Origin of the sequence: Streptomyces sp. NPDC001532 (genome assembly GCF_040298625.1) — a bacterium.
GTDB lineage: Bacteria > Actinomycetota > Actinomycetes > Streptomycetales > Streptomycetaceae > Streptomyces.
This window is the reverse complement of sequence record NZ_JBEPAL010000069.1, coordinates 14565-36630: the sequence shown is the minus strand read 5'-3', so window position 1 is coordinate 36630 and position 22066 is coordinate 14565. Positions and strand designations below refer to the sequence as shown.

Genomic DNA, 22066 nt, shown 5'->3' with positions numbered 1-22066 from the left:
GCCGCCGGGGCGCGCGCGGCGGGCCCCGGCGCGGGCGGCGCGGCCGGGGCGGCGGCGTCGGGGTCCTCGCGCAGCACCCGGGTCAGCGCCACGCGGGCCACCGGACGCGTCAGCCGCTCACGGGAGTCCTTGCGCAGCAGCCCCAGGACGACCTGGGCGAGCGGCCCGGCCCGCACCGGAGTGCGCACCGGCAGCCGGTCCACGCCCCGCAGGGTCGACTCCGGGCGGTCCCGGTCACGGAACGGAGGACGCCCCTCGACCAGCGTGTACAGGATGGCGCCCAGGGCCCACAGATCCGCCGCCGGGCCTATGCGCTCGTCCCGCGCCTGCTCGGGAGAGGCGTACGACGGTGCCGTCAGCCGCGGCGCGAGGGTGGCGCCGGCCAGCCCGAAGCCGGTGACCACGACCGGGCCCCGCTCCGGCACGATCACCTGGCCGGGGCTCAGCTCGCCGTGCGTGACACCCTCCCCGTGCGCCGCGTCCAGCACCTCCAGCAGCTCCAGCCCGATGCGCGCCGCCCGTACGTAGTGGAACGTGCCGCGCTCCGCGAGGAGTTCGCCGAGCGGGGTGCCCCCGACCCAGTCGGTGACGGTCCACAGCGCGCCCGCCTCCACGACGGCGTCCAGTACCGGGGCCACCCGCCCGGGGCACAGTCGCTCCAGCGTCTCGGAGGTGCGCACGACCCGGCCGACGAGCCGGCGCACGCCGTCCTCGCCCACCGCCTCCGGCAGCCGCACCTCGGTGAGCAGGCACGGCCGCCCGGCCTCGACGTCCTCCCCGGACCAGCAGACCCGGTCGGTCTCGCGCTGGACGACGTCGAGGAGCCGGTATCTCCCGGCCACCTGCCGCTGCGCGCCGACGTACCCCTCGCCCATGGCCATCCCTCGCTGAACGCCCGGCTCTCACCCTGTGCCCACTGGTACGCGGGGTGCGACGGAGTGTGTTCAACGCGCGGGCGCCTATTCCGGGCGCGGCCGCACTTTTGGCGATTCGTCAGTGCCGATCGTCCGCACGGGCGTTCGGGCGCGGGTCAGTCCAGGCCGAAGCGGGCCGTCCAGTCGCCCAGGTCACCGGTGGGCGCGTTGCCCCCGCACACCACCAGACCGAGCCGCGCCCCGTCCCCGACCCGCTCCAGCACCCGCCGGGCCGCGGGCAGCAGACAGCCGGCGGCCGGCTCCGTCCACAGCTTGGCGTGCTCGGCGAGATCCCGGCAGCCCCGCACGGCCTCCCGGTCGGGAACCACCAGCACCTCGTCGACCAGCGCGGACACATGGTCGTAGGTCAGTCGGGAGACCGAGGGGGCGCTGAGGGTGGACACGATCGACGACAGCTCCACCGGCACCGGCCCGCCCGCCCGCAACGCCTCGGACATCGCCTGCGCGCCCTCGGTCTCCACACCCCAGATCCGCACTCCCGGGCGACGGGCGCGCAGCGCGGCCGCCACTCCGGCGATCAGCCCGCCTCCGCCGATGCTGACCAGCACATCGGTCAGCTCACCCGCGTCCTCGGCGAACTCCAGGCCCACCGTCCCCTGTGCCGCCACCACCACGGGGTCGTCGAACGGGTGCACAAGGGTCAGTCCCTCGTCCCGCAGCACCTCCATGAGGCGGAACGCCTCGGCCATCCCGTCGGTCACCCGCACCGACGCCCCTGCCTCCTCGGCGAGCTCGATCGACCGCACGGCGGAGGCGGGCATCACCACGGTCGCCTTCACCTGGAGGGCGGCGGCCATCACCGCGAGCGCGATGCCGTGGTTGCCGCCGCTGACGGCCACCACCCCGGCCGCCCGCTCCGCCTCGCTCAGCGACAGCAGCTTCGCGGTCGCCCCGCGCGCCTTGAACGAGCCGGTGCGCTGGAGGAGTTCCAGCTTCGTGGTCACGGGGACGCCGAGCAGCGCGGACAGCCCCGGGCTCGGCACGGTGGGCGTGCGGACGACATGGCCGGCGATCCGCCCGGCGGCGGCTTCGATGTCCGAGATGCCGATCAAGGAGCTCACTCATCCTTCCGGCGCGGCGGTCCTGGTGGTCCGCGCCGAAACGACCCTCACCCGCGCGGACACCGAAGGTCAACACACATTCTCCCGGAGCGGTCGCTCAGTGCTGCTGTGCCTTCTGCGGAGTCGCCTCGCTGGGCCGCACCACGACGTACCCCTGACCGCTCAGCATCAGCTGCACCGCCTCCCCGGAACCGCCGCGCAGCATCGAGCCGATGGACTGCGAGCGGTGCAGCGAGGTGTCCAGCCGGGCGGTCCAGCCGACGACCGCGTCCGTGTCGACGTACACCGGATGCTCCGGCGTCACCGGGATGACCAGCGGGTTGCCCTCGCACACCAGCCCGAGATCGCCGTGCCCGGAGAAGACGCTGTTGAACAGACCGCCGCCCGCGATGCCGGAGCCCTTCACGGTGGCGATCCGGTACGCCAGCGAGGCGTCGAAGCACAGCACGTTGCGGCCGTTCACCGTGAACTCGTCACCGGGTTCGAGCCGGACGACGAAACAGTTCTGCGCCTCGTGCGCGAACCAGGCCTCGCCCCGTCCGCGCACGGTCATCAGCGGCAGGCCCTCGCCGGTGACCGCGCGTTTCAGCATGCCGCCCACTCCCTGGCCCTTGCGCTCGAAGGCGAGGTCGCCGCGGTGGGCGACCATCGCGCCCTGCCGGGCCAGCATCTCGCCGTCGACGGTGTAGCGGACGCACTTGGCGTTCTCGACGGTCATGCCCGGGCCGGTGGACGGCCGCACGATGTGGTCACTGGAAAAGAGGTCACCCTTCATGAGGGCATCCTGGCCGGAGGTCCGGCTTCCGCCAAGATCGCCCTCAGCCGCCCGTCCAGCCGACCGGCCGCCCGGCCAGCCGCCGCTATCCGCCGAAGAGCTGCGTCCAGTACGTCCCCGACCGGCCGCCGCCCGCGAAGCCGACGCCGAGGTGCGTGAAATCGGGCTTGAGGATGTTGGCACGGTGGCCGGGGCTGTTCATCCAGTCCGTCACCACCTCGGCGGGGGAGCGCTGACCGCAGGCGATGTTCTCGCCGATCGAGCGCCGCGTGGAGCCCGCGGCGGCGGCCCGGTCCCAGGGCCTGCCGCCGTCGGGCGAGGTGTGGGAGTAGAAGTCCCGGGCCACCATGTCCGCGCTGTGCGCCTGCGCGGCCGTGGTCAGCGCCGGGTCGGCGGCCAGCGGGCGCAGACCGGCGCGGGCGCGCTCCCGGTTGGTGAGATCGAGGACGGCCGCCGCGGTGCGCACCAGCTCGCCCGCGGTGAGCGGCCTCGCCCACAGCGCCGTCCAGAACACGTCGCCGGAGCGGCCGCCGCGCGCGGAGCCCACGGCGGTGTGGGTGAACGCCGGGTCCTCCAGCGTGCGCCGGGCTCCGTCGCCGCGCAGGCAGTAGTCGACGAACTCCGCGGAGGTGCGCGGGCCGGAGACCAGATGCTCGCCGACGGTGACGTACGCGAACCCGGTGGCGGTGACCCGCCGGTACACGGAGACGCCGTCGCGGTCCTCCGTTCCGAGCCGCCCGGCCGCCGCCATGGCCGCGGCGTGCGCGCGGGCCGCGCCGGCCAGCCGGACGTCGAGGACGACCGGAGGTGAACCGGCCCGCGCGCGGGCCGAGTTGACCAGGCCGAGGAAGCCGCCGTCCGGGGCGGACGGGGGAGGGGCCGGAGCGGCGGGACGGCCGCCGCCGAGGACGGGGGACGCGGGCCGGGGAGCCCACGCGCCGGCTGGGCCCGGCGTACCGGCAGGTCCGTACGGTGACCGAGGGACGGCTCCGCCCGCGCCGCTCGCGGCCGGTGTCGTCGCGGCCGGTGTCTCCTCGTCCGCCACCTCGACCCCGAAGTCGCGCGCCAGTCCCGCCAGTCCGTCCGCGTACCCCTGCCCCAGTGCGCGCAGCTTCCAGTCGGACCCCCGCCGGTAGATCTCGGCGAGCAGCAGCACCGTCTCGGAGCCGGGGCGCGGCGGTGTGAACCTGGTCAGCGGGGTGCCGCCGGAGGCCGTGACATGCAGGGTGGGGGAGGGCAGCCGGCCCAGGTGAGTGCCCGGGTCGGCCGGGCTGACCACCACCGTGACCCGGCTCGCTCCGGGGCGCAGCCGCGCCGGGTCCAGGGTCAGGGTGGCGCCGCTCAGCCGGGCGCCCGGCGCGGACGGCTGGTTGTAGAAGACGAAGTCGCCGTCGCCCGCGACCCGGCCGCCGTCGTCCGTGATCAGCGCGGACAGGTCGAAGGGACCGGGCACCCGCACGGTCAGGACGCCGCCCGGCAGGGGCAGATTGCCCCCGGGGACCAACTCGCTCATGGTGCCGCCCTGCTGTGCTGGATCGAAGCCGCCGCGTTCCTGCCCGGAGAACGCCCGCCCCGCCGGAGGGGTTCCCACGCTCCGCCTACCGGTCGCCGCCCGGCCGGTTGCCGTTCAGCCAGTCGCCGATCTGCCGGTCGCTGGTCACCGGGTCGTCGGCGGGCGGTCGTCGCTCGGCCGGTCGTCGCTCGGCCGGTTGCCGGTCAGCCAGTCGCCGATCTGCCGGTCGCTGGTCACCGGGTCGTCGGCGGGCGGTCGTCGGTCGGGCGGGTCGTGACCAGCCCGCGCCGGTGGGCTATCGCCACCGCCTCGGTGCGGCTCGCGGCGCCCAGTTTGGCGAGGATGTTGGACACGTGCACGCTCGCCGTCTTGGCGCTGATGAACAGCTCCTCGCCGATCTGCCGGTTGCTGCGGCCGAGAGCGAGCAGCCGCAGGACGTCCTGCTCCCGCGCGGTGAGCGGTGACGTGCCCGCCTCGCCGTGCGGGCCGTCCGTGAGGCGGCCGCGGCGCATCAGGGCCTCCACCCGGTCCAGCAGCCGTACGGCACCCAGCGCCACCGCCGTCTCCCGGGCGGCGCGGGCCTGTTCCACCGCCTCCTCCCGCCGGTCGGCGGCGAGCAGCGCCTCGGCGTACCGCGACTGGCAGCGGGCGAGTTCGTACACGTCCCCGAGCCCCTGGAAGCCGGCCACCGCCCGCTCCCAGGCCTCCGGCCGCGGACCGGACTGCGCGCGGATCAGCTCCGCCTCGGCCCGGGCCAGCCACGCCATTCCCTCGGGCCCCTGCGGCACACCCTCCTGCCCGTGCAGCGCGGCGGCCCGGGCCAGCTCGGCCAGCTCCGCCGCGGTCTCGGTCCACCGCCGCGTTCCGTCCCGGTCACCGGCGCGCCGCAGCTCGACCGCCCGGTCGGCCACCGCGGCCAGCGCCAGCGCGGCCAGCCGGACGGCGGCGTCCGGCCGTACCCCCGAGTCCTCGGTCAGCCTGCGCACCGCGCTCCGCAGCCGCTCCACGGCCGCCTCGGCGTCACCGCGCTCCGCGGCGGCGTCGGTCAGCACGACGCCCGCGACGAACGCGCCCATCCAGTCGTGGGGGCCCTCCAGCAAGGCACGCGCCCGCTCCTCGGCGTCCGCCTCACCGCGCGCCAGGGCCACGTAGAGCAGGGGACCGTTGGCGTACTCGCCCGCCGCCGGCAGCACCGCGAGGTCGGCCGCCGACGCGGCCACGCACTCGTCCCAGCGGCCCAGCGTGTACAGCACCAGCATCCGCAGGTAACGCATCTCCAGCGGATACGGCGAGGACAGCAAACCCGCCTGCCGGGCCCGCTCCAGACCCTCCGTCAGCCACGGCAGGGACCGGCCCACCTCGCCCGCCTCGAAGCAGGCGATGGCGAGGTGGAGCAGCGCGCGCGACTCCACGGAGGTGTTGCCCGACCGCCGGGCCAGCTCCCACGCCTCCCGCAGCCGCGCCCGGGCCTCCGGCGAGCGGCGGCCGCCCCTGTCCAGGGTGGCCAGCGAGGTCAGCAGGTCGGCACGGGCGTCGGTGAGGTCCAGTCGCTCGGCGACCCGCAGCGCCTCGCGCGCGACCTTCGACGCGGTCTCCGTCTCGCCCACCTGACGCGCCGCCATCGCATGCGTCGCCGCCGCCCACACCCAGGTCGGGGACGGCGGTTCGGCCGGGATCAGGGCCAGCGCCTCGCTGCTGTACGCGTACGCCGCGGTCAGGCTGTCGACGCTCAGCAGGTTCCCGGCGAGCGTGTAGCGCACCCGGGCGGCGAGTTCGGAGTCGGTGTCCCCGCCGACGCCCTCCAGGGCGGCCCGGGTGAGGGCGACCGCGCGGTGCGAGTCCCCGGCGTGCGCCGCCGCGGCCGAGGCGCGCAGGGTGAGCGCGACCCGGTCGACGCCCTCGCCGCCGGGGCGGGCCGCGGGATCCACCGACGTCCACAGCTCGAGGACCGCCTCCAGGTGCCGCAGCTCCTCGGCGGGCGCGCCGAGCCGCTGGGCGTGGTCGGCGGCCTCCAGCGACGCGCCGAGCGCCTCCGGCAGGTCATGGCTCTCGCGGTAGTGGTGGGCGCGCTCCGCCGCGGTCTTCGCCGTCCGGCCCCGGCCGGTGAGCAGCCGGGCGAACGCGCCGTGCAGGCGGGCCCGTTCGCCCGGCAGCAGATCGGCGTACACCGCCTCGCGGATCAGGGCGTGCCGGAACGCGCACGTGTCGCCCTCGCCGGCGACCAGCAGCTGCCGCCCCACGGCCTCCCGCAGCGCCGCTTCCAGTTCGCCCTCGGGTCGGCCGACCGCGTCCCGCAGCAGGTCGTGGTCGACGCGCCGTCCGGCGACGGCCGCCGTGCGCAGCACCTGCTGCGCGGTCTCCGGCAGTTGCTCGAACCGGATGAGCAGCAGGTCCGCCAGGCCGCTCGGCACCGCGCCGGGCTCCTCGTCGGCGGCCGCGAGCAGTTCCTCCGCGTAGAACGCGTTGCCCTCGGCGCGCTCGACGATTCCGCGGACCGTGGCCTCGGGCAGCCGTCCCGGGCACAGCCGGCGCACCAGCCGGGCCACGTCCGCGTCGGGCAGCGGCCGTAGCTCCAGCCGTTCGACGGCGGGCAGCCGCACCAGCTCGGCGAGGAGCGGGCGCAGCGGATGGCGGCGGTGCAGGTCGTCCGCGCGGTAGGAGGCGAACACCGCGAGCCGGGGTGCGGGTGCGCCGCCCGCCGGCCGGTGCGGCACGCCCCGGCTGAGCAGGAACCGCAGCAGGTCCCGGGAGGACTGGTCGGCCCAGTGCAGGTCCTCCAGGACCAGCAGCAGCGGGGCGCTCTCGGTGAGCTCGGCGAGCAGTGCCGCCACCGATTCGAACAGCCGCAGCCGTCCGCCGGTCTCCCCGTCGGCGTCCGCCGCGGCGCCCGTCAGCCGGTCGACCGCGGGGTGCGCGGTGAGCACGGGGGCGAACCGCTCGTCCGCGCCGAGCGCGCCGAGGATCTCGGTGAACGGCAGATACGGCAGGCCGACGTCACCGAGGTCGACGCAGTGCCCGGTGAGCACGGTCGTCCCGGCCGCCGCGGCCCGCGCGGCGGCCTCGTCCAGCAGCCGGGTCTTGCCGACGCCCGCGTCCCCGGCGACCAGTACGGCCCGCGGATCGCCGGCCCGGGCGCGGCCCAGCGCCCCGGCCAGCCGGGCCAGTTCGTCGTCCCGGCCGGTCAGCGGCGTAGTGAAGGAGCTGTGCGACACGCGCCCATCCTGACACGCGGCGCCGACACCGCCGGCCGTCCCCGGTGATCAGCCGGGCCGGGCCTCAGCGCAGGATCTCCGCCCAGTTCGCCGGCACCCGGTCCGCCGGGCCGGGCGAGGGCTGCTCCGGCGGGTGGCTGGAGGGCGGGGCGAGAGCGGTACCGGGTTCGTGCAGGGCGTCGGTGTCGAAGTTCCAGAACCAGTCCTCGCCCGGTTCGTAGCTCTGCACCAGCGGGTGCCCGGTGGCCCGGTAGTGGGCGGTGGCGTGCCCGCCGGGGGAGGAGTCGCAGCAACCGATGTGCCCGCACCGGGCGCAGCGCCGGAGATGGAACCACCAGCCGCCGGCGGCCTCGCACTCCGCGCACCCGGCGCCGCTGGGCGGCACGGTCGGGTCGATTCCGGTCTCCTCGGTCATGCGGGCTCCTCAAGGGGTTCGGGAGTCGTCTCGTCCTCCGCCACGGTGAGCGGCAGGAGCACCTGGAACCGGGTGTCGCCCGGCACGGAGTCCACCTGGAGGCTGCCGTGGTGCTTGTTGACCACGATCCGCCAGGAGATGTCCAGGCCGAGCCCGGTGCCCTCGCCCACCGGCTTGGTGGTGAAGAACGGGTCGAAGATGCGGTCCCGGATCTCCGGCGCCACCCCCGGCCCGGTGTCCCGGAACTCCACCAGCAGCCGTTCGTGGTCGCGCGCGGTCCGTACCGTCAGCGTGCCCTCGCCGCCCGCGCTGTCCATGGCGGCGACCGCGTTGTCGATCAGGTTGGTCCACACCTGGTTGAGCTCCGCCGGGTAGGCGGGGATCGGCGGCAGCGTCAGGTCGTACTCCTTGACCACCGTGATCCGCTCGCCGATCTTCCCGGACAGCATCAGCAGGGTGCTGTCGAGGAGTTCGTGCACATCGGCGATCCGGTAGGGCGCGCGGTCCAGCTGCGAGTACTGCTTGGCGGCGTCGACCAGGTGCGAGATGCGGGTGGTGGCGTCCGCGATCTCGTCCATCAACAGCTCGGTCTCGACCGTGTAGTTGAGCCAGCCGATGGCGCCCGGCAGGATCGACTCGTCGACGGCCGCCGCCACCTGGTCGAGCCAGTCGAGGTCGAGGCCGGCCTGCACGAAGGTGGGCGCGAGCCGCCAGCCGTCCGGGATGCCGTGGTCGTCCAGCCAGTCGGTGACCGTGTCCTCCCGGTCGGCGGCCTCCAGCGGGCTGAGCGCCGGTGCCTTGCCGACCCGCTCGGCGGTGCGTTCCTGGACCTCGATCAGATGCGCCAGCACCTCGCGCGGATACGGGCCCGCCGAGATCACGCTCAGCTTGTGCCGCATCTTCGCCACCCGCTCGCGCAGGCTGGCGGTGGCCCGGACGGCCGCCGCGGCGGGGTTGTTGAGCTCGTGGGTGAGTCCGGCGGACAGCGAGCCGAGCGCGAGCAGCCGCTCCCGCTGCCCGATCATCCGCTGGCTGTTCTTCGACCCGAAGAACAGCCCCTCCAGGAGGTGGACCGCCATCGGGAACCACTCCTGCATGATCTCGGCGAACGTGTCGGCGGGCAGTACGAAGAACCGGGTCGGCTCGGTGACCCGCATCGAGTTGTTGTAGACCTGCCGCACCCGGTCGCCGATGTACGCCTGCATGGCGCCCGCGTACACCCCGCGCTGCGAGGTGCGGGTGACCTCGATGTCGTCGCCGCCGACCCGCCGGGACAGCACGACGGTGCCCTCGATCATCACGTAGAAGCAGGTGGCGGGCTCGCCCTCGGTGTAGACGGGCCCCGGCTCGAACCGCTCCACCCGCCCCTCGGCGCACAGCCGCCCCAGCTGCTCCGGGCTCAGCTTCTCGAACAGGAAGAGCGAACCGATCTCCCGCGGGCTGCACGGCACCGGCCGGCCGCTCATGACTGCTCCAGGTAGCGGTGGACGAGCATCACGGCCATGGCTCCCTCTCCGACGGCGGACGCCACGCGCTTGGCGGACTCGGCGCGCGCGTCACCGGCCACGAACACGCCGGGCACATTGGTCTCCAGGTGGTACGGCGGCCGGTCCAGCTCCCAGCCGGCGGGCGGCCGTCCGTCCGCGCTCAGATCGGGCCCGGCGAGGATGAACCCGCGCTCGTCGCGCAGCACGGTGCCGTCCAGCCAGTCGGTCAGCGGGGCCGCGCCGATGAAGACGAACAGCCACTGCGCGTCGACCTGTTCGCTCTTCCCGGTGTTCACGTCCCGCAGGGTCAGCCGCTCCAGATGGCCGGAGCCGTGCGCGGCCTCGACGACCGTGCGGGCGCGCACCGAGATGTTCGGCGCCTCCTCGATCTGCTGGATCAGGTAGTGCGACATCGACGCCGCCAGCGACTCGCCGCGCACCAGCAGCGTCACCGACTTGGCACCTCGGGCCAGGTACATCGCCGCCTGCCCGGCCGAGTTGGCGCCGCCGACGATGTACACGTCCTGGCCCTGGCAGGACGGCGCCTCCGTGAGCGCCGATCCGTAGAACACCCCGCAGCTGGTCAGTTCCTCGCAGCCGGGCGCCTGGAGCTGCCGGTAGGAGACGCCCGTCGCCAGGATCACGCTGTGCGCGGCGACCGCCGAGCCGTCGGAGAACCGCACGACGCGCGCGGCACCGTTCACCTCCAGACCGGTCACCTCCCGCGCGGTGAGGATCTCGGCGCCGAACTTCGCCGCCTGCCGCCGGGCCCGGTCGGTGAGCTGCCCGCCCGACACCCCGTCGGGGAAGCCCAGGTAGTTCTCGATCCGCGAGCTCTGTCCCGCCTGCCCGCCGGTCGCCGACCGCTCGACCAGCACCGTCCGCAGCCCCTCGGAGGCGCCGTAGACGGCCGCGCCGAGTCCGGCCGGGCCACCGCCGATCACCACGAGGTCGTAGAACTCGGCGGTCGGTGTGGTCGCCAGCCCCACGCGGGCGGCCAGCTCCGGCGCGTCCGGCTCGACCAGCGGGTCGCCGTCCGGGGTCACCACCAGGGGCAGCCGCGAACCGTCCTGCCCGGCCGCCGCCAGCAGCCGCCGGCCCTCCGGCTCGTCGGAGGAGTACCAGCGGTACGGCACCTGGTTGCGGGCCAGGAACTCCCGTACGTCCGAGGAGCGCGCCGACCAGCGGTGGCCGACCACCTTGGTGCTGGGCACCGGCCGGTGGTCGCTGGTCCGCCAGGCCTGGAGCAGGTCGTCGAGGACCGGGTACAGCTTCTCCTCGGGCGGGTCCCAGGGCTTGAGCAGATAGTGGTCGAGGTCGACCACGTTGATCGCGTCGATCGCCGCGCTGGTGTCGGCGTACGCGGTCAGCAGCACCCGTCGCGCCCCCGGATACACGTCCAGGGCCTGTTCCAGGAACTCGATGCCGTTCATCTGCGGCATCCGGTAGTCGGCCAGGATCACCGCCACCAGGTCGCCGCGCAGTTTCAGCTCGCGCAGCGCCTGGAGCGCGGACTCGCCGGACTCCGCGCGCACGATCCGGTACGACGCCCCGTAGCGCCGTCTGAGGTCGCGGGCGACGGCGCGGGAGACCCCCGGGTCGTCGTCCACGGTCAGGATGACGGTCCGCGCTGTGTCGGCGGCCTGTGCCATACGTCTCCACCCCGAGTGGTCGGACAATCGGGCACGGTGTCCCCGTCGTCACCGCCCCGGCTCAGCCCATCGTATGTTCGATCGCCGCGACCCGCTCAGATATCGACAGGCTGGTCAGAGGCCCCGTGAGCGCAGTACGCAGAACTCGTTGCCCTCCGGGTCCGCCAGCACCACCCAGGACTCCTCGCCCTGGCCGACGTCCGCGTGCCGGGCCCCCAGCGCGAGGAGGCGGGCGACCTCCGCCTCCTGGTCGTCGGGGCGGAAGTCGAGATGGAGGCGGTTCTTGAGGGACTTGGCCTCCGGGACCGACGCGAACAGCAGGCCCGGCAGCCGGTCCGGCGCCGGGCGGATCTCGAACTCGTCGGGGTCGTCGTTCACCACCGTCCAGCCGAGCGCGTCGGCCCACCAGCGGCCGAGCGCGACGGGATCGGCGGCGTCCACCACGAGTTGTTCCCAGACGAGGCTCATGCCCACAGCGTAGGGAAGACTGGTCCGCGAGAGCATGAACATTTCGCAGGGAGCACGAGGAGGCACCCGGATGACGCGTCCGGTCACGGCAGGGGTGGACGGATCGGAGGAGAGCCACGCGGCGCTGGCCTGGGCGGCCCGCGAGGCGGTGCGGCGCGGGCTGCCGCTGCGCGTGGTGCACGCCTGGCGGTTCGAGTCCCACGAGGCGGTGGACGGCGACCGGGACAGCCAGGCCCGCTGGGTGGCCGAGGCGGTGCGGACCGCCGTCGCCGAGGTCACCGGCCGCCACACCGGGCTGGACGTGCGCACCGACGTGGTGGAGGGCGACGCCGTCGACACCCTGGTCGGCGCGGCGGCCGAGGCCGCACTGGTGGTGCTCGGCTCGCGCGGGCACGGCCGGGTCGTCGGCTTCCTGCTCGGCTCGGTCGGCCAGCAGGTGATCGCCGAGGCGACCGCGCCCGTGGTGCTGGTGCGCTCCGGCGACCGGGCCTCGACGGAGGTGGGCGGCCGGGAGATCGTCGTCGGCCAGGAGGGCGACCCCGAGGACAGCGCCGCCGCGCTGCGGTTCGCGTTCGAGACGGCGGCGGCACGCGGGGCGAGCGTCCGCGCGGTGCGCGCCTGGACGCTGCCGCCGGTGTTCGCCTACAGCCCGGCCTCGCTCAAGCTCCTCGACGACGCCGGCGGTCCGGAGCCGTACGAGAAGAAGGCGCTGAGCGAGGCCTTGCGGCCGTGGCGGGACCGCTTCCCGGGGGTCCCGGTCGTCGAGCACGTGGAGATGGGCAGCGCCGGACAGGTGCTGCTCGACGTGTCCGCCCGGGCCCAGCTGGTGGTCGTGGGCCGGCGGGCTCGGCGGACCGCCGTGGGTGCGCGGATCGGCTCGGTCGCCCACGGGGTGCTGCACCACGCGGCGTGCCCGGTGGCCGTGGTGCCGCCCGGCTGAGGCACCGCGCGGCTCGGGGGCCGATCACGCCCCGGCCGCCGGCCGGTCACTCCGCGAGGGGCGGGCTCTCCAGCGTCTTGAGGGCGCGCGGCAGGATGTTGCGCACATAGTCGTCCACGGCCGTGTCGAGCCCGATGTCGTGCTGGGCCCGCTCCGAGAGGTACCACCGGTGTTCGAGCAGCTGGTGGTAGATCTCGGCCGGGTCCATGGCCTCGCGCAGCTCCAGCGGCACCGCGCGCACGGTGGGCCGGAACACCTCGCGCACCCAGCGGTGGGCGAGCACCTCGGGGCGGGCGGCGAGCGGATCGCCGGGGGCGTAGTCCTCCTGGGTGGCCATCCAGGACTCCAGGTCGGTGAGCAGCCGCCGTGCCTGGTTCTCCTCGGTGTCCAGGCCGGTCAGCCGCAGCAGCTGGCGCTGGTGGTGGCCGGCGTCGACGACCTTGGGCACGAAGGTGACGGTGTCGCCGTTGGAGGAGTGGTCGATCTGCATCTCGGCGACGTCGAAGCCGAGGTCGTTGAGCCGGCGTATCCGGCGCTCGATGTAGTGGTACTTGCCCCTCGGGTAGACGGAGGTGCGGGTGAGTTCCTGCCACAGCCCCTGGTAGCGGGCGCAGATCTCGGTGCCGAACTCGATCGGGTCGACCGAGGGGTGCAGCGCCCCGGAGGCCTCCAGGTCGAGCAGTTCGCCGCTGATGTTGACCCGGGCGAGGTCCAGGTCGTAGTCGCGCTGCCCGTCGCTGAGCCGGGCGTGCAGCTCGCCGGTCTCGGCGTCCACCAGGTAGGCGGCGTAGGCGCCCGCGTCCCGCCGGAAGAGGGTGTTGGACAGCGAGCAGTCGCCCCACGCGAATCCGCTCAGGTGCAGCCGCACCAGCAGCACCGCGAGGGCGTCCATCAGCCGGTGCATGGTCGCCGGGCGCATGGTCGTCTCGAACATCGACCGGTACGGCATCGAGCCGCCCAGGTGCCGGGTGATCAGCACCGGTTCCAGCGCCTCGCCGTCCGCGCCGGTCCGGCCGGTGACCACGCCCAGGGCGTCCACCGCCGGGATGCCGAGCCGATCCAGGTCGCGCAGCAGCTCGTACTCGCGCAGCGCGGGCCGCTCGGCCAGCTCCTTGACCGCGACCACCTCGTCGCCGGCGCGGGCGTAGCGCACCACGTGCCGGGAGATGCCGCGCGGCAGCGGGACCAGGTACTCGTCGGGCCACTCCTCCAGCGGCAGGTGCCAGGGGAGTTCGAGCAGGAGCGCGGGGTGCTCCGGGTTGGTGGCGCTGATGTGCAAAGCCATGGCCTGACCTTAGACGGCCCGTTCACCCGCCAGGGCGGCCGCGTCCCGCACGGGACCGTGGTGCACGGGCCCGTGGCCGGGCAGCAGGACGTCCGCCGCCAGCCCGCCGAGCACGTCCAGCGAGGCCACCGCGCGGGCCCGCTCGCGGTGGAACATGTCGGGCAGCAGCTGCGGACCCTTGGCCCGGGCCGTGGGGTGGCCGCTGACCAGGGCGTCACCGGAGATCAGCACTCCGATGTCCGGCAGGTGGTAGGCGCAGTGGCCCAGCGTGTGCCCGGGGGTGTGCACGGGGACGGGGCGTCCCGGCAGATCCAGCGGGCCCGCCGCCGGGAACGGCTCGGGAGCGGTGACGGGCAGCCGGGCGGTGCCGCCGGAGCGCAGCGCGTGCACGGCCCATGGCAGCACGCCCGGCCGCCAGCCGTTGCGCAGGATGCGGCCGACCGACACCTGGTGCAGGAAGTCGCGGCGCGCGTGCGGCACTTCCGCCTCGTGCAGGTACACCGGAGTGCCGTACGTCGAGCGCAGGTACTCGGCCGACCCGAGGTGGTCGTTGTGGGCGTGGGTGATCAGCACGGCGGCGACCGCCTCGGGCGAACTGCCCACCACGGCAAGGGAGTCCAGGACCAGCTCGCGGTCGCCGGGATATCCGGTGTCGACCAGGGTGACGGCGTCCCCGTCGGTGAGGATCACCCAGTTGGTGTCGCTGCCGTGCACCAGATAGGCGCCGTCCGAGACGTGCCGCACGTCTGCTCGCATCTTCGTCCCCTCTGACAGGTCCGTCGGCCGACGGGGACAGCAAAGCAGACGCGGCTCAGTTCACGTCGGCCGGGCGGAACTGGACGCTGATGCGCGGGCCGGCGGCCCGGGTGGTCTTGGGGACGCAGTGCTCCCAGGTCCGCTGGCAGGAGCCGCCCATCACGATCAGGTCGCCGTGGCCCAGCGGTCGCCGCACGGTCTCGCCGCCGCCCACCGGGCGCAGCAGCAGATCACGGGGCGTGCCCACGGAGAGGATGGCGACCATGGTGTCCTCGCGGGCGCCCCGGCCGATCCGGTCGCCGTGCCAGGCGACGCTGTCCCGGCCGTCGCGGTAGTAGCAGAGCCCGGCCGTGGTGAACGGTTCGCCGAGCTCGTCGGCGTAGTGCGCGCCGAGGGCGTCGCGCGCCTCGGTGAGGACGGGGTGCGGCAGCGGCTCGCCCGCCCGGTAGTGGGCGAGCAGCCGGGGGACGTCGACGACGTGGTCGTACATCTTTCGCTGCTCGGCCCGCCACGGCACCTCGGCCGCCAGGCGTTCGAACAGTGTGTCGGACCCGCTCAGCCACCCCGGCAGCACGTCGATCCAGGCCCCGGAGCCGAGCCGCGTCCGGCGGATCCCGTCGAGAGGTCCGAGCCGCAGCTGGTCCGCCTGGTCGAAGAGGGAGCCCTGGAGATGGTGCATGGTCCCAGCGTACCGCTAATCGAAAACTTGTTCCCCTAGGGTGCCTCCGCCTTGCAGGCCGAATGTTTCCGCCGGTCGAAGCCTTCTCGATGCATCGGTGTATCCGATACATTCGCGTATCGAACGGAGGTCCGACCTTGGCCGAGGAACCCGGCACCCCGCGCCTGACCAGGCGTCGCGCCCGCACCCGGGCCAACCTGCTCGACGCCGCGTTCGCCGTGTTCGCCGCCAAGGGCTTCGGCCGGGTGTCGATCGAGGAGATCTGCGAGGCGGCCGGCTACAGCCGCGGCGCCTTCTACTCCAACTTCGACAGCCTGGACGAGCTGTTCTTCGCCCTCTACCGGGAGCGCGCCGACCTCATCGCCGAACAGGTCGCCGGCGCGCTCGCCCAGGACGGCCCCGGCCTCGACGTGCCCGCCGCCGTCGACCGGGTCACCGAGGTGCTCCTGCTCGACCTGGACTGGCTGCTGGTGAAGACCGACTTCCTGGTGCACGCCGCCCGGGAACCGGCCGTCGCCGAGAGCCTGCTGGAACACCGGGCCCGGCTGCGCGGCGCCATCGCCGACCGGCTCGCCCGCGCCCGGGGCCACACCGCACTGCCCGCCGTCCTCGGCGACGTCGACACCGCCGCCCACGCGGTGGTCGCCGCCTACGACGGGGTCACCACCCAACTGCTGCTGGACAAGGACGTCGAGGCCGCACGGGCCTGGCTCGGGCAGTTGCTCACCGCGCTGCTGACGGACGGCAGCGGCACCCCCCGATGAACCAGGAAGGGACGATCGCCATGGACGCCGACGTCATCGTCGTCGGAGCGGGGCTGGCCGGTCTGGTCGCCGCGCACGAACTCACCAGCCGGGGCCGCCGGGTGGCCCTGGTCGACCAGGAGAACGCCGCCAACCTCGGCGGCCAGGCGTTCTGGTCGTTCGGCGGCCTGTTCCTCGTCGACTCCCCGGAACAGCGCCGGCTCGGCATCAAGGACTCCGTCGACCTCGCCTGGAACGACTGGCAGGGCAGCGCCGGGTTCGACCGGCTCGACGACGAGGACTCCTGGGGAGCGCGCTGGGCGCGCGCCTACGTCGACTTCGCGGCCGGGGAGAAGCGGTCCTGGCTCGCCGGGCACGGCATCACGTTCCTGCCCACGGTCGGCTGGGCCGAGCGCGGCGACCTCACCGCCCACGGCCACGGCAACTCCGTCCCCCGCTTCCACATCGCCTGGGGCACCGGCACCGGCGTGGTCGAGCCGTTCGTGCGGTACGCCCGCCAGGCCGCCCGCGACGGACTGCTCACCTTCCACCACCGCCACCGGGTGGACGAACTGGTCGTCGAGGGCGGTACGGCGCGCGGGGTGCGCGGCACGGTCCTCGCGCCCGACGACGCCCCGCGCGGTGTCGCCTCCAACCGCGACGGCGTCGGTGAGTTCGAGCTGACCGCCCAGGCCGTGATCGTCACCAGCGGCGGCATCGGCGCCGACCACGACATCGTCCGCCGCCACTGGCCCGAACGGCTCGGCACCCCTCCCGCGCGGATGGTCACCGGCGTGCCCGCGTACGTCGACGGGCGGATGCTCGACATCAGCGCCGAGGCGGGTGTCCGGCTGGTCAACCGCGACCGCATGTGGCACTACACCGAGGGCCTGCACAACTGGGACCCGATCTGGCCCGGCCACGGCATCCGCATCCTGCCCGGACCGTCCTCGATGTGGTTCGACGCCCTCGGCCGCCGGCTGCCCGGCTCGTGCCTGCCCGGGTACGACACCCTCGGCACCCTGAGGCACCTGCGCACCACCGAGGACATCGCGGAGTACGACCACTCCTGGTTCATCCTCACCCAGAAGATCATCGAGAAGGAGTTCGCGCTGTCGGGCTCCGAGCAGAACCCCGACATCACCGCCAAGGACCGCAAGGCGTTCCTGCGCGAACGCGTGCTCGGCAAGGGCGCGCCCGGCCCGGTGGACGCCTTCGTGCGCAAGGGCGCCGACTTCGTCACCGCGGCGACGCTCGAAGAGCTGGTCGAGAAGATGAACGGCCTCACCGACAAGCCGCTCCTGGACGCCGCCGCCCTGCGCCGGCAGATCGAGGGCCGCGACCTCCAGATCGCCAACCCCTACGCCAAGGACGCCCAGGTCCAGGGCATCCGCAACGCCCGCCGGTACATCGGCGACCGGCTCGGCCGGGTGGCCACGCCGCACCGTCTGCTCGACCCGGCCGCCGGACCGCTGATCGGCGTCAAGCTGCACGTGCTGACCCGCAAGACCCTCGGCGGCATCCAGACCGACCTGGAGTCCCGCGCGCTCGGCGCCGACGGAACCCCGGTCGAGGGTCTGTACGCCGCCGGTGAGGTCGCCGGGTTCGGCGGTGGCGGTGTGCACGGCTACAACGCGCTGGAGGGCACGTTCCTCGGCGGCTGTCTGTTCTCGGGGCGGGCGGCGGGCCGGGCGGCGGCCCGGCAGACCGGCTGACCCGGCCGCCGCCCGCCTAGCGGCCCGGCCGCCACCCACGTGCCGGCCGGGCCGCGCCGCCCAGCCGCCGACTCCGCCGCCGCTAGCCCTCCAGCAGCCCGGCGAGCACCGAGGCGTGGCTGTGCTCGGGGGACTTGACGGCGGTCAGCAGCGTCACCGGTCCCTCGCGCACCCACGCCCGGGCCCGGTCGAGGAGTTCGGCCGCCTCGGCGGCGGCCAGCTCCGCCTCGTACCGCCGCGCGAACTCCTCGTACGAGCCCTCGCCCGCGTGATACCAGCGGCGCAGCTCGTTCGAAGGGGTCAGGGCCTTCGGCCACTCGTCGACCCGCGCCGCGTCCTTGGCGAGTCCGCGCGGCCACAGCCGGTCGACGAGGACACGAAGGCCGTCGTCCTGGTCCGGCGGTTCGTAGACACGGCGTACGCGCACACTCACGCGGGCCTCCCTGCGCTACCTGCGGGACGCGCTGCGGGAGGCGCGGCGCCGGATGGCCCTGCGCTCCGTCTCGCTGGTGCCACCCCACACGCCGATGGCCTGGTCGCTGTCCAACGCGTACTGAAGGCACGGCTCCCGGACAGGGCAGCGCCGGCAGATCGCCTTCGCCTGCTCGGTCTGCATCAACGCGGGTCCGGAGGTGCCGATCGGGAAGAACAGATCGGGGTCCTCTCGAAGGCATGCGGCCTGGTTGCGCCAGTTGGTCATCGATGTCACCCGTGATCGAAGTCGTGTGTCCTGTGTGTTCCTTGGAGTGCTCGGTTCCGGGTCACCGGTCGGGGCGTAGGTGAAACCCTTTCAGGACGGCGGGCGCAAGGCCTCGGCCGCCGTCTCCGCCACCGCTCGGGCGACCGCGGCGAGGGCGGGGGAGTCCAGCTTCCACTGCTGCCAGTACAGCGGGACGTCCACCTCACGGTCCGGGGCGAGCCGGACCAGCCGCCCGGCGCGCAGCAGCGGTGCCGCCTGCACCACCGGCACCATGCCCCAGCCCAGACCGCTCGCCACCGCCTCGACGAACCCCTCGGAGGTCGGCACCGAGTGGCGCAGCGAGCCGGCGGCACCCCGGCCGCGCCGCAGCCGGCGCACGAAGGCGTCCTGGAGATCGTCGCGCCGGTCGAAGACGACGACCGGCGCCCGCGGCAGCGTCTCGGCCAGTGGTCCGCCGAAGTGCCGCGCGGCGAAGTCCGGATGAGCCACGGCCGTGTACCGCATCACGCCCAGCGCCCGCACCGAGCACCCGGTCACCGGCTCGGACGACGAGGTCACCGCCGCCATCACCAGCCCCTCGCGCAGCAGCACCGCCGTGTGGTCCTGGTCCTCGCGGCGCAGCTCGAAGCAGAGCCGCAGCTCCTCGGGGACGCGGGTGAGCGTGGTCAGGAACCAGGTCGCCAGCGAGTCGGAGTTCACCGCCACCGACACCCGGGTCGGCTCGCCGGCCCCGCTCATGCCCAGCTCGGCGCGCGCGTCCCGCTCCAGCCGCACCAGCTGACGGGCCAGCCGTACGACGATCTCGCCGGACTCGGTGGGCCGCACCGGTTTGGTGCGCAGCAGCACCCGGCCGGTCCGCCGCTCCAGCGCCTTCACCCGCTGGCTCACCGCGGACGGGGTCACGTGCAGCGCGGCGGCCGCCGCGTCGAAGGTGCCCTCGTCGACCACCGCCAGCAGGGTGCGCACCTGGTCGAGGGGGAGCTCCGGCATCCCGGCCATTTCAGGCGACAAGTCCTCCATCTTCACAGCAGCTAAAGATACGTAAGAATCTTTAGCTGTACGCAGGGCCGGTGCTTGCCTAGCGTCGAGGTCATGTCTCCCGCTCTGACCGCCGCTGCCACCGGATTCGGCACCGGCCTCTCGCTCATCGTCGCCATCGGTGCCCAGAACGCCTTCGTGCTGCGCCAAGGAGTCCGCCGCGAGGCGGTCCTCGCCGTGGTCGGCATCTGCGCGCTGTCCGACGCGCTGCTCATCGCGCTCGGCGTCGGCGGCGTCGGGGCGGTCGTGGTGGCCTGGCCGGGCGCGCTGACCGCGGTCGGCTGGATCGGCGGCGCCTTCCTGCTCTGCTACGGCGCGCTGGCGGCCCGCCGGGTGCTGCGGCCGCAGCCGGCGGGGCTGCGCGCGGAGGGGGAGGCGACCACCTCGCGCCGCCGTGCGGTGCTCACCTGTCTGGCGATGACCTGGCTCAACCCGCACGTCTACCTCGACACCGTCTTCCTGCTCGGCTCGGTCGCCGCCGACCAGGGCCCGCTGCGCTGGACCTTCGGCGTCGGCGCCGCGCTCGCCAGCGTGTGCTGGTTCGTCGCCCTCGGCTTCGGCGCCCGGCTGCTGAGCCGCCGACTGGCCAGGCCGGCCGCGTGGCGGGTCATGGACGGCCTGGTCGCGACGACGATGATCGTGCTGGGCATCTCGCTGATCGCCGGCGCCTGAGCCGCCCTTGCGGTGTCCGGAAGCTGAGATCTCACCCCGGTACCCACGGACTCGGCTGGGATAGTGAACCCTGATGCGAAAGATGTAGTAGACAACCAGAGAGTGAGCGACCGGGGAAGCCGTGGACACGAGCGACAGCAGCACCGAGCAGCAACCCTCCACCGCGGCCCCCGCGGAGCCGCACCGCCGTGGCTGGCGCCGCTGGGCGATGGACACCCGCCCGCTGCGCCGCCCCGCCTACCGCAGACTCTGGGCCTCGACCATCGTCACGGCCGTCGGCAGCCAGCTGACGGCCGTCGCCGTGCCCAAGCAGATCTACGACATCACCGGCTCCTCGGCCTGGGTCGGCTACGCGAGCCTCGCCGGACTGCTCCCGCTGGTGGTGTTCGCGCTGTGGGGCGGCGCGATCGCCGACACCATGGACCGCCGCAAGCTGCTGCTGATCACCAACACCGGCATCGCGGTCACCTCGGTGCTGTTCTGGGTGCAGGCGGCCACCGGTCTGGAGTCGGTCGGCGTGCTCATGCTGCTGCTCGCCGCGCAGCAGGCGTTCTTCGGCCTGAACTCCCCGGCCCGCACCGCCTCCATCGCCCGGCTGGTCCCCGCGGACGAACTGCCCGCGGCCAACGCGCTCGGCTCCACCGTCATGCAGACCGGACTGGTCGCCGGGCCCCTGCTGGCCGGCGCGCTGATACCCGTCATCGGGCTGCCCGAGCTGTATCTGCTCGACGCCGTCGCGCTGTGCGTCACCGTGTGGGCGGTGCTGCGGCTGCCCGCGCTGCCGCCGCTCGCCGGTACGGCCGCCCGCCGGGCCGGGGTGCGGGAGATCGCGGCCGGGTTCCGGTACATCGCCCTGCACAAGGTGCTGCTGCTGTCCTTCCTCGCGGACGTCGTCGCCATGGTCCTCGGCATGCCCCGCGCCCTGTTCCCGCAGCTCGCCGCCGAGACCTACACCTCGTACCACGAAGGCCTCGCCCTCGGTCTGCTGTTCGCGGCGATCCCGGTCGGCGCGGTGACGGGCGGGCTGCTGTCCGGGACGTTCTCGCGGGCCCGGCGGCACGGGCTGATGGTCATCGGCGCGGTGGTCGCCTGGGGCGTCGCGATCACCGGGTTCGGGCTGAGCGGCAGTCTGTGGGTGGCGGTGGCCTTCCTGGCGGCGGCCGGGGTCGCGGACATGGTCTCGATGGTCTTCCGCGGGGCGATCCTGCTGTCGGCCGCCACCGACGAGATGCGCGGCCGGATGCAGGGCGTCTTCACGGTGGTGGTGGCGGGCGGTCCGCGCCTCGCCGACGTGCTGCACGGCACGGCAGGCTCCGCCTTCGGCCCCCGGGCCGCCGTGGCGGGCGGCGGCCTGCTCGTCGTCGTGGTGATGCTGATCCTCGCCGCCGCGTTCCCGGCGCTGCGCCGCTACCGGGTCTGAGCGGCCCGCCTCGAGACGCCCCCTAGGAGCTGCGCCGCCGCATGGAGTACTGCTCCATGAGCTGGCCCCGGGTCATCTCCAGCCGGTACGCCAGGATCTCCGCGACGATCCGGACCAGTGACATGCCGAGCTGCGGATCCCGCTCGCACAGCGCGAGCACGGACGCCGCCTCGAACTCGTAGGCGCGCACGGGGCTGAACGCCTCGGCGCCGAAGTCCCACCGGTGCGGCGGGAACAGCCAGGACCAGCCCAGCAGGTCGCCCGCGCCGAGGCTGGCCACGGTGACCCGCTGGAGGGAGGACACCCGCTGGTCGAGCGAGACGGCGCCGGACCGGATCACCCAGAACCGGTCGGCGACGCCGTCCGCCTCGAAGATCCGGGTGTCCTCGGGGAAGGAGACCTCCCGGGCCAGCTCCATCAGACGGGCGCGCTGCGGCGGCGGCAGGGCGGTCAGGAGTTTCGTCGCTTTGGTCATGGCGTGGTGCTCCTCGCCGGCGATCGGTTCCGGGTGGTGCGTTGCCTACGCCCATTTCAGCCGCTGCGGCCGCCGCGAGCACCTCGGCGGACCCGGAAATCTTGCCCTGAGGGCATGAAAAAGCC

Annotated in this window: 21 protein-coding genes; 5 read left to right on the top strand and 16 right to left on the bottom strand. The window is 74.1% G+C overall.

Annotated elements, in window-relative coordinates; translation table 11 throughout:
- The 9 genes from ABT232_RS36785 to ABT232_RS36745 form a co-directional block, all read right to left on the bottom strand.
- Nucleotides 1-881: serine/threonine-protein kinase (locus ABT232_RS36785; RefSeq protein ID WP_351848730.1), on the bottom strand; the 881-nt coding region annotated here is incomplete at its 3' end.
- A gap of 149 nt (nucleotides 882-1030) precedes the next feature.
- Nucleotides 1031-1987: a threonine/serine dehydratase family protein gene (locus ABT232_RS36780; RefSeq protein WP_351848733.1), complete on the bottom strand. Its 957-nt coding sequence runs from the start codon at nucleotides 1985-1987 to the stop codon at nucleotides 1031-1033.
- Nucleotides 1988-2093: 106 nt separating this feature from the next.
- Nucleotides 2094-2771, bottom strand: a complete 678-nt coding sequence (locus ABT232_RS36775; RefSeq protein WP_351848728.1) for an AIM24 family protein — start codon at nucleotides 2769-2771, stop codon at nucleotides 2094-2096.
- Between the two features lie 85 nt (nucleotides 2772-2856).
- The gene (locus ABT232_RS36770; protein ID WP_351848725.1) at nucleotides 2857-4284 is read right to left on the bottom strand and encodes a CAP domain-containing protein; all 1428 of its coding nucleotides are present in this window, start codon (nucleotides 4282-4284) and stop codon (nucleotides 2857-2859) included.
- Nucleotides 4285-4517: 233 nt separating this feature from the next.
- A complete protein-coding gene (locus ABT232_RS36765; RefSeq protein ID WP_351848723.1) occupies nucleotides 4518-7496 on the bottom strand; it encodes an ATP-binding protein in 2979 nt (992 codons plus the stop codon).
- A gap of 64 nt (nucleotides 7497-7560) precedes the next feature.
- Nucleotides 7561-7911, bottom strand: a complete 351-nt coding sequence (locus ABT232_RS36760) for a UBP-type zinc finger domain-containing protein (RefSeq protein ID WP_351848721.1) — start codon at nucleotides 7909-7911, stop codon at nucleotides 7561-7563.
- The gene (locus ABT232_RS36755) at nucleotides 7908-9377 is read right to left on the bottom strand and encodes an ATP-binding protein (RefSeq protein WP_351848718.1); all 1470 of its coding nucleotides are present in this window, start codon (nucleotides 9375-9377) and stop codon (nucleotides 7908-7910) included. Before ABT232_RS36755 ends, ABT232_RS36760 begins: the two co-directional genes overlap by 4 nt.
- On the bottom strand, nucleotides 9374-11050 hold the full coding sequence (locus tag ABT232_RS36750; RefSeq protein ID WP_351848716.1) for an NAD(P)/FAD-dependent oxidoreductase: 1677 nt from the start codon (nucleotides 11048-11050) through the stop codon (nucleotides 9374-9376). The genes ABT232_RS36755 and ABT232_RS36750 overlap by 4 nt, the downstream gene beginning before the upstream one ends.
- A 114-nt stretch (nucleotides 11051-11164) precedes the next feature.
- Entirely contained in the window at nucleotides 11165-11518 is a 354-nt protein-coding gene (locus ABT232_RS36745; protein WP_351848713.1) for a VOC family protein, read from the bottom strand.
- 70 nt (nucleotides 11519-11588) lie between these two features.
- Between ABT232_RS36745 and ABT232_RS36740 the strand changes: the two genes are divergently transcribed.
- Complete coding sequence (locus ABT232_RS36740; protein WP_351848710.1) at nucleotides 11589-12458, top strand: universal stress protein; 870 nt, start codon at nucleotides 11589-11591, stop codon at nucleotides 12456-12458.
- A 46-nt stretch (nucleotides 12459-12504) separates the two neighbouring features.
- On the opposite strand, the gene ABT232_RS36735 is transcribed toward ABT232_RS36740, so the two are convergent.
- From ABT232_RS36735 to ABT232_RS36725, 3 genes are read right to left on the bottom strand one after another with little or no spacing between them, the layout of a single operon-like run.
- On the bottom strand, nucleotides 12505-13743 hold the full coding sequence (locus ABT232_RS36735) for a DUF4032 domain-containing protein (protein WP_351848708.1): 1239 nt from the start codon (nucleotides 13741-13743) through the stop codon (nucleotides 12505-12507).
- 9 nt (nucleotides 13744-13752) lie between these two features.
- Nucleotides 13753-14499 (bottom strand): MBL fold metallo-hydrolase, encoded by a 747-nt coding sequence (locus ABT232_RS36730; protein ID WP_351848706.1) that lies wholly within the window; start codon nucleotides 14497-14499, stop codon nucleotides 13753-13755.
- 55 nt (nucleotides 14500-14554) lie between these two features.
- Entirely contained in the window at nucleotides 14555-15178 is a 624-nt protein-coding gene (locus tag ABT232_RS36725) for an alpha-ketoglutarate-dependent dioxygenase AlkB (RefSeq protein ID WP_351848703.1), read from the bottom strand.
- Nucleotides 15179-15315: 137 nt separating this feature from the next.
- On the opposite strand from ABT232_RS36725, the gene ABT232_RS36720 reads away from it, so the two are divergent.
- Together ABT232_RS36720 and ABT232_RS36715 are read left to right on the top strand one after the other, a co-directional pair.
- Nucleotides 15316-15942, top strand: a complete 627-nt coding sequence (locus ABT232_RS36720) for a TetR/AcrR family transcriptional regulator (protein WP_351848701.1) — start codon at nucleotides 15316-15318, stop codon at nucleotides 15940-15942.
- Between the two features lie 20 nt (nucleotides 15943-15962).
- Nucleotides 15963-17636, top strand: a complete 1674-nt coding sequence (locus tag ABT232_RS36715; RefSeq protein WP_351848698.1) for an FAD-binding dehydrogenase — start codon at nucleotides 15963-15965, stop codon at nucleotides 17634-17636.
- Between the two features lie 82 nt (nucleotides 17637-17718).
- Here the strand turns inward: ABT232_RS36715 and ABT232_RS36710 are convergent, their stop codons facing one another.
- From ABT232_RS36710 to ABT232_RS36700, 3 genes are all read right to left on the bottom strand, one after another.
- Nucleotides 17719-18069 carry a DUF488 domain-containing protein gene (locus ABT232_RS36710; protein WP_351848696.1) on the bottom strand — a complete coding sequence of 117 codons (351 nt, stop codon included), beginning with the start codon at nucleotides 18067-18069 and terminating at the stop codon, nucleotides 17719-17721.
- Nucleotides 18070-18084: 15 nt separating this feature from the next.
- On the bottom strand, nucleotides 18085-18336 hold the full coding sequence (locus ABT232_RS36705; RefSeq protein WP_351848693.1) for a WhiB family transcriptional regulator: 252 nt from the start codon (nucleotides 18334-18336) through the stop codon (nucleotides 18085-18087).
- A gap of 90 nt (nucleotides 18337-18426) precedes the next feature.
- Nucleotides 18427-19326: a LysR family transcriptional regulator ArgP gene (locus tag ABT232_RS36700; RefSeq protein WP_351848690.1), complete on the bottom strand. Its 900-nt coding sequence runs from the start codon at nucleotides 19324-19326 to the stop codon at nucleotides 18427-18429.
- 102 nt (nucleotides 19327-19428) lie between these two features.
- On the opposite strand from ABT232_RS36700, the gene ABT232_RS36695 reads away from it, so the two are divergent.
- On the top strand, nucleotides 19429-20046 hold the full coding sequence (locus tag ABT232_RS36695) for a LysE/ArgO family amino acid transporter (protein WP_351848687.1): 618 nt from the start codon (nucleotides 19429-19431) through the stop codon (nucleotides 20044-20046).
- 121 nt (nucleotides 20047-20167) lie between these two features.
- Entirely contained in the window at nucleotides 20168-21466 is a 1299-nt protein-coding gene (locus ABT232_RS36690; RefSeq protein ID WP_351848684.1) for an MFS transporter, read from the top strand.
- A 22-nt stretch (nucleotides 21467-21488) separates the two neighbouring features.
- Here the strand turns inward: ABT232_RS36690 and ABT232_RS36685 are convergent, their stop codons facing one another.
- Complete coding sequence (locus ABT232_RS36685) at nucleotides 21489-21941, bottom strand: cyclic nucleotide-binding domain-containing protein (RefSeq protein WP_351848682.1); 453 nt, start codon at nucleotides 21939-21941, stop codon at nucleotides 21489-21491.
- Nucleotides 21942-22066: the final 125 nt, after the last annotated feature.

Excerpts from the sequence above, each read along its gene's own strand:
- ABT232_RS36725 (WP_351848703.1), bottom strand. The coding sequence starts at position 15,178 with ATGCACCATCTCCAGGGCTCCCTCTTCGACCAGGCGGACCAGCTGCGG.
- ABT232_RS36735 (WP_351848708.1), bottom strand. The coding sequence starts at position 13,743 with ATGGCTTTGCACATCAGCGCCACCAACCCGGAGCACCCCGCGCTCCTG.
- ABT232_RS36745 (WP_351848713.1), bottom strand. The coding sequence starts at position 11,518 with ATGAGCCTCGTCTGGGAACAACTCGTGGTGGACGCCGCCGATCCCGTC.
- ABT232_RS36685 (WP_351848682.1), bottom strand. The coding sequence starts at position 21,941 with ATGACCAAAGCGACGAAACTCCTGACCGCCCTGCCGCCGCCGCAGCGC.
- ABT232_RS36730 (WP_351848706.1), bottom strand. The coding sequence starts at position 14,499 with ATGCGAGCAGACGTGCGGCACGTCTCGGACGGCGCCTATCTGGTGCAC.
- ABT232_RS36755 (WP_351848718.1), bottom strand. The coding sequence starts at position 9,377 with ATGAGCGGCCGGCCGGTGCCGTGCAGCCCGCGGGAGATCGGTTCGCTC.
- ABT232_RS36700 (WP_351848690.1), bottom strand. The coding sequence starts at position 19,326 with ATGCCGGAGCTCCCCCTCGACCAGGTGCGCACCCTGCTGGCGGTGGTC.
- ABT232_RS36750 (WP_351848716.1), bottom strand. The coding sequence starts at position 11,050 with ATGGCACAGGCCGCCGACACAGCGCGGACCGTCATCCTGACCGTGGAC.
- ABT232_RS36770 (WP_351848725.1), bottom strand. The coding sequence starts at position 4,284 with ATGAGCGAGTTGGTCCCCGGGGGCAATCTGCCCCTGCCGGGCGGCGTC.
- ABT232_RS36775 (WP_351848728.1), bottom strand. The coding sequence starts at position 2,771 with ATGAAGGGTGACCTCTTTTCCAGTGACCACATCGTGCGGCCGTCCACC.
- ABT232_RS36760 (WP_351848721.1), bottom strand. The coding sequence starts at position 7,911 with ATGACCGAGGAGACCGGAATCGACCCGACCGTGCCGCCCAGCGGCGCC.
- ABT232_RS36740 (WP_351848710.1), top strand. The coding sequence starts at position 11,589 with ATGACGCGTCCGGTCACGGCAGGGGTGGACGGATCGGAGGAGAGCCAC.
- ABT232_RS36695 (WP_351848687.1), top strand. The coding sequence starts at position 19,429 with ATGTCTCCCGCTCTGACCGCCGCTGCCACCGGATTCGGCACCGGCCTC.
- ABT232_RS36715 (WP_351848698.1), top strand. The coding sequence starts at position 15,963 with ATGGACGCCGACGTCATCGTCGTCGGAGCGGGGCTGGCCGGTCTGGTC.
- ABT232_RS36705 (WP_351848693.1), bottom strand. The coding sequence starts at position 18,336 with ATGACCAACTGGCGCAACCAGGCCGCATGCCTTCGAGAGGACCCCGAT.